Origin of the sequence: Flavobacterium salilacus subsp. salilacus (assembly GCF_004634195.1) — a bacterium.
Classification (GTDB): Bacteria; Bacteroidota; Bacteroidia; order Flavobacteriales; family Flavobacteriaceae; genus Flavobacterium; species Flavobacterium salilacus.
This window is the reverse complement of sequence record NZ_SKBP01000002.1, coordinates 173,153-185,046: the sequence shown is the minus strand read 5'-3', so window position 1 is coordinate 185,046 and position 11,894 is coordinate 173,153. Positions and strand designations below refer to the sequence as shown.

6 protein-coding genes are annotated in these 11,894 nt (G+C 39.7%); 2 read left to right on the top strand and 4 right to left on the bottom strand.

Annotation, left to right across the window (positions count from 1 at the left end; genetic code table 11):
* Window positions 1-7 precede the first annotated feature (7 nt).
* Genes E0W68_RS03875 through udk form a run of 3 tightly spaced genes read right to left on the bottom strand, consistent with a single transcriptional unit; the run spans window position 8 to window position 2,410 of the window.
* Window positions 8-1,384 (bottom strand): methylmalonyl-CoA mutase subunit beta, encoded by a 1,377-nt coding sequence (locus tag E0W68_RS03875; RefSeq protein WP_135218099.1) that lies wholly within the window; start codon window positions 1,382-1,384, stop codon window positions 8-10.
* A gap of 14 nt (window positions 1,385-1,398) precedes the next feature.
* Window positions 1,399-1,752: an FtsB family cell division protein gene (locus tag E0W68_RS03870; protein ID WP_135218098.1), complete on the bottom strand. Its 354-nt coding sequence runs from the start codon at window positions 1,750-1,752 to the stop codon at window positions 1,399-1,401.
* A 49-nt stretch (window positions 1,753-1,801) separates the two neighbouring features.
* Window positions 1,802-2,410: a uridine kinase gene (gene udk / locus E0W68_RS03865; RefSeq protein ID WP_135218097.1), complete on the bottom strand. Its 609-nt coding sequence runs from the start codon at window positions 2,408-2,410 to the stop codon at window positions 1,802-1,804.
* A 178-nt stretch (window positions 2,411-2,588) separates the two neighbouring features.
* Here udk and E0W68_RS03860 point away from each other — a divergent pair, with 178 nt between their 5' ends.
* The gene (locus tag E0W68_RS03860) at window positions 2,589-4,124 is read left to right on the top strand and encodes an alpha-amylase family glycosyl hydrolase (RefSeq protein ID WP_135218096.1); all 1,536 of its coding nucleotides are present in this window, start codon (window positions 2,589-2,591) and stop codon (window positions 4,122-4,124) included.
* 126 nt (window positions 4,125-4,250) lie between these two features.
* Entirely contained in the window at window positions 4,251-10,217 is a 5,967-nt protein-coding gene (locus E0W68_RS03855) for an Ig-like domain-containing protein (protein WP_135218095.1), read from the top strand.
* A gap of 70 nt (window positions 10,218-10,287) precedes the next feature.
* On the opposite strand, the gene E0W68_RS03850 is transcribed toward E0W68_RS03855, so the two are convergent.
* On the bottom strand, window positions 10,288-11,877 hold the full coding sequence (locus E0W68_RS03850) for a peptide chain release factor 3 (RefSeq protein ID WP_135218094.1): 1,590 nt from the start codon (window positions 11,875-11,877) through the stop codon (window positions 10,288-10,290).
* Window positions 11,878-11,894: the final 17 nt, after the last annotated feature.

Here is an 11,894-nt window from a genome sequence, read left to right as displayed (position 1 = left end):
CGTATAATTAACAGCAGGTTTTTTCTTCTTCGTTAAGCCTTTCACGTTCCATTTGTTCCGCAAGACGTTTTTCTATAATAGGCGTTATGAGTGTTTTTCGGGGATCGGTTTTTACAAACGGATATAACTCCAACTCGTGGTACATTTTGTCGTTTTTATTGGGGTATTTGTTTGTACCCAGCAGTACTTCCTTTCCGTTATTAAACAGTTCCTGCTCTTTTGCTGCACTTTCCTGTATTTTTCGTTGTATAGTGCCTTCTTTTAGCTGGTGCAAAAATCCGCCGTTGGCTTCTATGTCTTTAAATAGTGTCAATGCTTTTTCTGCGATTTGCTGTGTTAGTTCTTCAATATAGTATGCGCCATCGGCAGGATTATCTACCTTATCAAAATAACTTTCGTGTTTTAATACTAACAATTGGTTACGGGCTATCCTGTCACCAAACTCATTATCTTTATGGTACAGTGCATCATAAGGCAGGTTGGCAACGGCATCTGCACCACCCAATATAGCACTCATACACTCGGTAGTGGTGCGCAGCATATTTACATTATAATCATATAATGTTTTGTTGCGTTTGGACGGAGTAGCTATTATATGGCAATCTTCGGTATGGTTGTATTCATTGGCAATAAGCCTGAATAGTTTTCTTAAAGCACGTAGTTTTGCAATTTCAAAAAAGTAATTGGTGCCTATTGCTACTTGCAGCACTATAGGTTTGTTTATGGTGGCTATTGTATTAAAATACTCATTGGCTTGGGCAAGGGTATATGCTGTTTGCTGTACAATGCCGGCTCCTGCATTTTGGTATAGGCTTCCGTCGATACTTAGAAAACTAATATTACTGCACGCTATGGCTACAGTATTTAGTATATCGAGGTCTTTTTCCATACTATGGAACCAGTTACCCTCTTTAGCAAGGTTACCAATGGGATCGAGCTGAACATATATGGTTAGATTTTTTTGTTTTGCAACAGCATCAATACGTTTTACGAAATCGATTGAAAGAAAGCCTAAACTTATATAAACGGGAGTTTCCTTAGCAGTAATGCCGTTAAGTAGTTTTTCTACATCTGTTTTGTCATTATCTATGGTAAATCGGATGCTTTCGGCTCCACGATTCAGCGTGTCGTTTGCTCTTGCTATAGATTTGTCGATATCAAAAACAAAAATGTTTTGGCAGATACTGAAATTAGCAGCTTTTGTGCCTGCGGGTGCAGCAGGTATAAATTCGTCATTATGATAAAAGGGTTTTACCTTAATACCTTCAGGACTTTCCCATACTAACGTTTCATTATAATCTGCTCCTTTTAATTCAAATTGTATTTGTTGTTTCCATTGTTTAGACGATACTTTTTCAAATCCGTCAAAAAGATGTTTACTCATGCACAAAAGTTTTTTTAGAGTGATTTGTTGGTTGTTTCCTCTTCGGGTACGTCTTCTTCAAACTCTATTATATATATATCTTCATTTTCGCGTTTCATATAATATTTTTCACGCGCATATTTTTCAGTCTGGTCAGGATTTTTCAGTTGTTTTATACTGGTACTGTCTTTTTTTATTTCCTGAATGTAGTAAGTCTTATTCTCTTCCAGTTCATTAATTTCTTTATCCAAAACGGGATGCTCAAAATAAAGGGAGTAGTTGTCTATAAAAATCATCCATACGGCAAAGAAAATAATAACCAGTATGTACCTGTTCCCTATTATTTTAAGGAAAGGGTATTTTTCGGTTAATTTGCCTAAGAATCTCATATTGTAAATTTACGAACTAATACAAAGTAATACTTTTTTCTTGTATTATTTATAATATCCTCTGGTTTATCACTGCTCTTACTACATCAATGGCTACCGTGTTATACTTATCATTAGGGATAATAATATCGGCATGTGCTTTGGTAGGTTCTATAAATTGTTCGTGCATGGGTTTCAAGGTGCTCTGATAACGATTTAATACCTCGTCCATATCACGCCCTCTTTCGGCAATATCACGCTTTAACCTTCTTATAAGTCTTTCATCAGAGTCGGCATGAACAAATATTTTAATATCAAACATTTCCCTTAGTTTTGGGTCGGCAAGTATAAGTATGCCCTCTACTATCATTACTTTCCTGGGGTGGGTTATCACGGTGTCCTCTGTCCTGTTGTGTGTAACAAACGAATATACAGGTTGTGCTATTGTTTTTCCTGCTTTCAACTCTTTAAGGTGTTTTGCCAGTAATTCAAAGTCGATAGCCCTTGGGTGATCAAAGTTTGTTTTAGCTCTTTCCTCAAAACTAAGTGATGAATTATCCTTATAATAAGAGTCTTGAGATATTATCCCTACCTCTGTCAGTGGCAGTTCATTCATTATCTGGTGTACAACAGTAGTTTTACCGCTTCCGGTTCCGCCTGCAATTCCTATGATAAGCATTTGTAGAAAGTATTGTTTTTATGTTTTTGCAAAAGTAGCAATTATCAATAGGCATTTTACGTTAAACCTCATTTTATACAAATATTTAATCTACAGTAATTATTATAGTGTGGATAAATGATTTTATGTGAGAAAAGAAATAACCTTATATTTGAATAAAAACGTTACAATATAAGCTATGAAAAAGATACTACTTTTATTTTTATTATTCTCCTTTTCGATAGAAACTTCGGCACAAGAAATAATGTATGAAGTGTTTATAAGAAGTTTTTATGACAGTAATGGCGACAGGCATGGCGACCTGAAAGGCGTAGAGCAAAAACTGGATGAGCTCTACAAACTGGGTGTAACTGCCATAGTGCTTTCTCCAATATATCAATCAGATTTTTATCATAACTATTATCCCCATAACCTGGAAAAGATAGATACTGCCTATGGTAATTGGGACGATTATAAATCATTAGTGAAAGCCGTACATCTAAGGAAGATGAAGATATATCAGGATGTACAGCTTAGCTATATTTCGGGTAACCATATATGGTATAAAGATTCATATAATAATCCTGATTCTCAATATTCAGACTATATCCATTATACTGATAAACAAAATAAAAACCCCGTTTTTCTTAACGATAAGGAAAAACATACTGCGTATAAAGGAATACAAGAGCAGGTGGTTACTGTAAACCTTAGTAACCCCAAAGTGCAAAAATATTTTCTTGAAACCCTTTCGCATTTAGTATATGTACATGAAGACGCTATGGGTAAAGAGGGTGTAGATGGTTTCAGGTTTATAGGCATGGGCGATGGAGATACTTCGAAAGGTATGTCGGGAAATCAATTAACAGTATTTTGGAAACCATTAGCAGAGGGACTTAAAAAAGTAAATCCTGAATTGGAGATAATAGCACTTCAGGCAGATAAAGACAGCTATGGTTTTGATTGCCTGACAAAGGGCAGTGCCGACAGAGTGTATGCTAACCCACTTCGTGAAGCCATAGTTGCTTCTGACAAAAAGAAAATTATAACTGCTGCTGACAGCACATTTGCAGCTATTACCGAAGGTAAGCAACAAATAGTGTTTCTGGAAAATTCTCAAACGGACAGGTTTGCTTCATCAGAAGGAGTTGAATCAGGAAAACTCAAGGCTATGGCAGCACTAAACTTTTTTATGGGTGGTGTACCTTCATTATACTACGGTCAGGAAATAGGAACTTATGGCAAGCAAACAGAAATTGCTGAAAGCGGAGAGAATATCCCCGTAAGACAATCTTATAAATGGTATGCCGATACAACAAGCACAGGAACAGCATTGTGGTATATGGATAATGCTCCTTGGAAAGATAAACACCTAATGAGTACTAATGATGGGTTTTCTATGGAAGAGCAGCAAAAAACGCCTAACTCATTACTGGACTTTTATAAAGAACTTATAAAATTAAGACGCAGGCAGCCTGCCATAGCGTTAGGCAATTATAAAAACATATCTAATACCAGTGATAATGTAATATCTTTTACCAGAGAAGGAGGGGGGCAAAAAATATTTGTTATGATAAATTTATCAGGGTCGCAGCAAGTCGTTTCTATAACCGATACGACACTTCCGTTGCAAAAGTTACAATCAATAATGGGTTCCGCCAACTATAAATTTCCAAAGGGAGGGTACACTTTAGTACTGCCTCCATATTGGGTTCAGGTCTGGAAAATAGTATGAAAACCAGTTGATTAACAATACCTTAATGTTTATTTTATTTCAAGGAAACTTCGAGGGAACCTCATAATCGTAATTTTGGTTGCATTTATTAATTCAAATACAACAGATTATTAAATTAAAAAAATTATGATGAAATTTCTACGAAAAAGACTATTTAAGAAATTACTGGTCATTGCTTTTGTGATGATGGGTAGTGTAATGTTAGGGCAAACTCCCTATACCCTAAATCATGCTTTTGGCGGACCATCGGGTGTACCTACGGGTATCCAGGTAGTTTCGTATAACGGACAGACCTCTTGCAACACAAGCCAGAATGGGGCTAATGCTGTAACTACATTGGTACTAAAGGCTTTGCCAGGATACCAGTTTACCATTACTTCGGTAACCGGTACGGGAGTAAGAAGTAATGCGGGGTCTAATATGTTCAAGTTTCAATTAGTTAACAATGGTTCTACAATAAATGGTAGTGAAACCAATGTTGGTTCAAGCAGTAGCTGTTCAGGAGGTACTACTATAAGCCCACTTAGCTTTGCTCCGAACACACAGGTAGTAACAGAAAATAGCACAGTTACTATAAATATACCACGTTATCCTCAAGGTGGACCTTCAGGCAACGGATACAGCCATGTTAAAACACTTGCTGTAAGTGGTGTTGTAACGCCTACACTTCCTGATTTTAATCTTGAAGGCTCCTCGTTAGCTTTTGCCGATGTTTGTCTGGATCAACCGGAAAATGGCTACTTTACCTTTACAGGAGATAACTTTAGCACTAACGCTACAATACAGGTAGCTGCTCTGGAAGGTTTCACTTATTCACTCACTCAGGAAGGGACTTATGAAGAAACTTTAACGATCTCAAATTATAACGGAGAGGAGATTACAGTATGGGTTAACTTTACCCCAACAGTAATGCAGAATTATAACGGTAATATAGTACTTGCCGGGCAAGGAAGTGATTCTGAAGCAGAACTTAATATTCCTGTAACAGGAATGGGGAGTTTGCCCGCTTCGCCTTTGGCAGATGCTCAGGATTTTTGTGGACCTGCCACTATAGCAGATTTACTTCCTGAAACACCTGAAAGCCCATTATTACCCGAAAATTTTGCAGGAGCACCAACAGGTATTAATACAGGAAACTATACTTATACTCTGGGTGTATGGAATGTTAAAAATACAGCTATAGGCTCCGGACAGGAAGTAATATTATTTACAACTAATCCGGCTGATGCGCATATAATATCACCTTCTTTTGATGGTATCCAATCAATAACATTTGATGGTATGTCACAAGGAACAATAGGAAGTACTTTATCGGTTATAAAAATAGTTAATGGTGTAGAAAGTCTTGTAACTACGGTTAATCTTCAACCGGGTACCCTTGGAGACCCAAGTGGTTTTGATCCTTATACAGTAGCGATAAATGACCCAAGCGGTAATATAAAAATTAAATTGGTAAGCAGTGATGTACCGGGTGAAACTTCGAATTATGAAATTCTTAAAAATATAGTTTTTACCGGATATCCTGATGTTGTATATAACTGGTATGATACAGCGACAGGCGGAATGCCTTTAGCAGCAGGTGATGCCTTAACAACGGGCAATTATTACCTTTCTCAAACCGTTGACGGATGTGAAAGTTTAAGGACATCGGTTGAAATAACCGCTAATGATATACCTGCCGCACCAACTGTTGACATTACTCAAACACTAACAAGTATAGCTACGGTTGAAAATCTTAATGAAGGGAATGCAGAGAACGCAATGTGGTACACACAGGCTACAGGCGGTACTGCACTGACTGATGATACTGCTGTAACTGCAGGCACTTATTATATATCACAAACCGTAAATGGTTGCGAAAGCGACAGAACCGCGGTAGAAGTAACCATACAAGATCCGGTACTTACCCTTGTTAGTACTAACCTTAACTTTGCTCCGGTATGTTTAAATGCAGAACCACAAGATATCGTTGGCTCATTTACATTCACGGTAACCGGTAATGCCAACCTTGCTGCAGCCAACATTGGCGGACCCGGACTTACTTTGGTTGATGGGTTTAATTTTGGCACAGAAGGTCTTCCTGTAGAGAGTTACGATGCAGGTAGTTTTTATGTGGAAGATATTCAGGATGGTCAGACTGTAACCGTATATGTACAATTCGATCCTCAGCCCGGCATGAGCTACGGTAATTTAGTTATAGAAGTTACCCTTGTTGACGCGCTTAACAGCGTTGCCACACCTATAACAATTAATGTTCCTATTGTGGAGCTGCCTACAGCAGAAAATCAAGCTGTTTGTGTAGGTTCAGTAGTTGCCGATTTACAGGTAACTACAGGAGAAGGTATCAGTTGGTACACTGCCGAGACAGGTGGTACGGAACTGGCTCCTGATACAATGCTATCCGAAGGTACATACTATGCTTCTCAAAGTATAGGCGACTGCGAAAGTATGAGAATACCGGTTGAAGTTACCTTCATCCCGCTACCTGCCGCACCTGTAATTGCTGATGATATACAAACATTTTGTAATAACGCTACACTTGCCAATATTAACATAACAGGTGAAGGTGTGCTATGGTACACCACCGCCACAGGAGGTACTGCACTTCCGGCTAATATGGCGCTTAACCCGGGCACTTCTATTTACTACGCTTCTCAAACTGTTAACGGCTGCGAAAGCAGTGCCAGAACAGCTGTAGCTGTGGTGCTTAATGTTACAGCCTCTCCGGTTGTTGAAAATCTTGCCCTGTGTGGTAACTCTACCGTTGCCGATCTTATGGCTGAGGGAACAAACATCCAGTGGTATAACGTTGCCACAGGAGGTATGCCTCTTGCTATGGATGCAGCTATAACGGGCGGAACGTATTATGCATCACAAACTATAAACGGCTGCGAAAGCCCAAGAGTTGCCGCTACCGTTACAATCAATCCTGTTCCTGCTACACCAACCTCTGACGCACAATTTTTCTGCGGAGAGGCAACAGTTGCTGATTTATCAGCAGAAGGTACAAGTATATTTGAAACTATTTTCTCAGATAACTTCAATAACCTTAATAACTGGAATGTAATTAACCTTCAAGGTGCAAATGTATGGGCAATAAGCAGTGCCGGAAACCCATCTAACGCTCCGTATGTGATGCTTAACGGTTTTCAGCAAAACAACTTAGACTGGTTGGTTTCTGATCCGATTGCAATCTCGGATGATGCTATCGGAGCAACTTTAAAATTCATCACAGCATCTAACTATAATGGTCCTACTCTGGAAGTTTTCTATACTACAAACTATACAGGAGATGTAGCAACTACAGATTGGCAAACCTTATCCCCAACATTAAGCTCAGGAGGTTGGGCATGGGTTAACTCCGGTGATTTAGATGTATCAAGTGCAATTGGTTCAGACCTTGTTGTTGCATTTAAATATACTTCCTCTACAGGTTCAAACAATGCTAAAGCTTGGGAGATTGATAATGTACAAGTTATAACAGAATCTTATAACCTTAATTGGTACGATTCAGCTAATAATGCACTGGCAAGTACTGATGCGCTAAGCACAGGTTTATATTATGTATCGCAAACTATTAATGGTTGCGAAAGTGAAACAGCCGCTATTGGTGTTACAGTAAACCCAATACCTGCTGCTCCCGTAGCAGATGCACAAATGTTCTGTGGTTCGGCTACTATTGCAGATATTGCTGTTGCAATAGAAGGAACAGCTACATGGTATGCTGACGCAAATACTACAACTGCACTTGCTACTGATACTGCCCTTGCTACAGGAATGTATTATGTATCGCAAACAATAGCCGGTTGTGAAAGCGAAAGAACAATGGTTGAGGTAACCGTAAACGAAATACCTGCTGCTCCGGTAGCAGATGCTCAACTATTCTGTGGTTTAACTACTGTGGCTGACCTAATGGCAACAGGAGAAAACCTACAGTGGTATAATGTTGCAACAGAAGGTACTGTTCTTCTTGACGGTTTGGTTGTTACAACAGGAAATTATTACGTTTCACAAACTGTAAATGGTTGTGAAAGCGAAAGAACAATGGTTGAAGTAACCGTAAACGAAATACCCGTTGCACCATTGGCAGATGAACAACTATTCTGTGGTGAAGCAACTGTTGCTGACCTTACAGTAAACATAGGAGAAAACGTAACATGGTATGATGTTGCTACAGGCGGTACTGCCCTTGCAACAGATGCTGCCCTTGCAACAGGAACCTATTATGTATCACAAACAGTAAACAACTGCGAAAGCCCAAGAGCTGTGGTTGAGGTAACAGTAAATGAGATACCTGCCGCCCCAACAGCAGCAGCACAACTGTTCTGTGGTTCGGCTATCGTGGCAGATCTTGCAGTAACAGGCGAAATGCCAATGTGGTATGATGTTGCAATCGGCGGAACAGCACTTGCTGCAAACACAGCCCTTGCAACAGGAACTTATTACGTTTCTCAAACAATCAACGGATGCGAAAGTGAAAGAACAGCCGTAGAAGTTGCGGTAAACCCTATACCATCTGTTCCAACAGCAAGCGCAATGATGTTCTGTGGTTCGGCCACTGCGGCAGACCTTACAGCTACTACCGAAGGAGCTGCAATATGGTATGCTAATGCAACAACAACAACAACACTTGCAGTTGATGCTGAATTATCTACAGGACTTTACTATGTATCTCAGATAGTAGGTGGTTGCGAAAGCCCAAGAATTGCAGTTTCTGTAACCGTTAATGAAACACCTGTAGCTCCGGCAGCAGAGGCACAACTATTTTGTGGTTCGGCTACTGTAGCAGAGCTTTCAGTAGTAAACGGTGAAATGGTAATGTGGTATGATGTTGCAACCGGCGGAACGGCACTTGCTGCAAACGCAGCCCTTGCAACAGGTACATATTATGTGTCACAAACTGTTAACGGTTGTGAAAGTGAAAGAACAATGGTAGAAGTAACCATTAATGAAACACCTGTTGCTCCGACAGCAGATGATTTTACATTCTGTGGTTCGGCTACTGTAGCTGACCTATCAGTAACAAGCGGAGAAATGCCAATGTGGTACACAACAGAAACAGGAGGTGAGGCACTTACTATGGATGCAGCACTTGCTACAGGTATGTACTATGTATCGCAAACCGTTAACGGTTGTGAAAGTGAAAGAACCATGGTTGAGGTAACAGTAAACCCAATACCCGTTGCTCCAACGGCAGATGCACTACAAACATTATGTAGTCAAGCTACCGTATCGGATATAGAGGTAACAGGAAACAATATAACTTGGTATGATGCCCCTACAGGCGGTTCAGTTGTAGCTGATGATATGGTATTAGCCCAAGGTACTTCAATATACTACGCCTCGCAAACCGTAAACGGTTGTGAAAGTACAAGAACAGCCGTTGCCGTTGTTCTTAGCGTAACATCTGTACCAACGGTAGAAGCTCTTGATTTTTGTGGAACAGCTACTGTAGCCGACCTTTCAGTAGTGAACGGTGAGATGCCAATGTGGTATGATGTTGCAACAGGCGGAACAGCTCTTGCTGTGGATGCTGCTGTTATGACAGGAACCTATTACGTATCACAAACACTTAATGGTTGTGAAAGTGCAAGAGTAGCAGTTGATGTAACTGTAACTGATATAACAACACCTGTGGGTGAGGCTATCCAAGAATTTACAGCAGGCGAAACTATCGCTGATCTTGAGGTTGACGGTACTAACGTAATCTGGTTTAGTGATGCAGAGCTTACTGTAATGATTGAAACCACTACTGTACTTGAAGACGGAATGACCTATTATGCTGTTTCAAATAGCGGAGATTGTGCGAGTGAAGCATTGGCAATAACAGTAGATGAAGTATTAAGAACTGCTGTAATTGAAGATGCTAAATTTACCCACTATCCAAACCCTGTAGAAGATGTATTAAACATAGAGTTTAAAGAAAACATCACATCAGTAACAATATATAACGTATTGGGTCAGATGGTAATGGAAAGAAGCACAAATGGGACTAACGTACAGGTAAATATGTCAACGCTATCAGCAGGTACTTACATAGTAAGAGCAGCCAGCGATAACAAAACGACATCGTTTAAAGTAGTGAAAAACTAAGTAATATAGTTTTATAAAACCAAAAGCTCCGTGCAATGCACGGAGCTTTTTTTATATTTATATAAAAAAATTAATCAAATTCTGATGTAAAGAACAGTTTTACGCTTGGATATTTTTGTTGCGCCATTTGTATGGAGAATTCAGAGTCAGCCAGAAACACCAGTTGCCCGTATTTATCCTTTGCCATAAACTTTTGTTTTATTCTTTTAAACTCGGCAAACTCTTCATTTTTCGGGTCGTCAGGTTTTACCCAGCAAGCCTTATAGGCAGGGAAGTTTTCGTACGAACATTTTGCGCCATACTCATGCTCCAGCCTGTACTGTATAACTTCATATTGCAGTGCGCCCACAGTACCAATTACTTTACGATTGTTCATCTCTAAAGTAAATAGCTGTGCAACACCTTCGTCCATAAGCTGGTCGATACCTTTTTCAAGCTGTTTGGCTTTCAATGGGTCAGCATTATTTATGTAACGGAAATGCTCAGGAGAAAAACTCGGAATACCTTTAAAGCTCATTTGCTCTCCTTCGGTAAGCGTATCGCCAATTTTAAAGTTTCCCGTATCATGAAGCCCCACAATATCGCCCGGATAGGAGATATCTACAATCTCTTTTTTCTCAGCAAAAAAAGCATTAGGGCTGGAAAATTTTAAGTTCTTTTTGTGCCTTACGTGCAGATACGGTTTATTTCTTTCGAATGTACCTGATACAATTTTTACGAAAGCAATCCTGTCACGGTGCTTCGGATCCATATTGGCATGAATCTTAAATACAAATCCTGAAAATTTATCTTCTTCAGGCGATACCGTTCTGGAGTCAGAAGCCTTTGGTCGCGGAGTAGGAGCAATTTCTATAAAACAATCCAGCAATTCGCGCACCCCGAAGTTATTTAATGCCGAACCGAAAAATACCGGTTGCAGCTTTCCGTCAAGATACTGTTGCCTGTCAAATTCAGGATATACCTCATTGATAAGTTCCAGTTCCTCACGCAATGTTTGTGCAGGTTTAGTGCCTATCAATTTTTCCAGTTCAGGGCTTTCAATATCCGAAAACGCAATGGTTTCTTCAATATTTTTTCGGCTGTCGCCACTAAAAAGGTTAATGTTCTTTTCCCAAATATTATAAATACCCTGAAAGTCGTAGCCCATACCAATGGGGAAACTAAGTGGCGTAACCGTAAGCCCCAATTTCTGTTCCACTTCGTCCATCAGGTCAAAGGCATCTTTACCCTCACGGTCAAGCTTATTGATAAATACCAGCATGGGTATGTTTCGCATACGGCATACCTGTACCAGTTTTTCGGTTTGTTCCTCAACCCCTTTTGCCACGTCAATAACCACAATAACACTATCAACCGCCGTTAGGGTACGAAAAGTGTCCTCGGCAAAATCCTTGTGACCGGGCGTATCGAGTATGTTTATTTTTTTGTCTTTATAATTAAAAGCCAGTACCGATGTAGCTACCGAGATACCCCTTTGGCGTTCTATTTCCATAAAGTCACTCGTAGCACCTTTCTTTATTTTATTGCTTTTTACAGCTCCGGCTTCCTGTATAGCACCCCCGAAAAGCAGTAATTTTTCGGTAAGCGTTGTTTTACCCGCATCGGGGTGCGATATAATTCCGAATGTACGTCTTCTTTTAATTTCTTCCGTAAAACCCATTATATAATTATCCTATT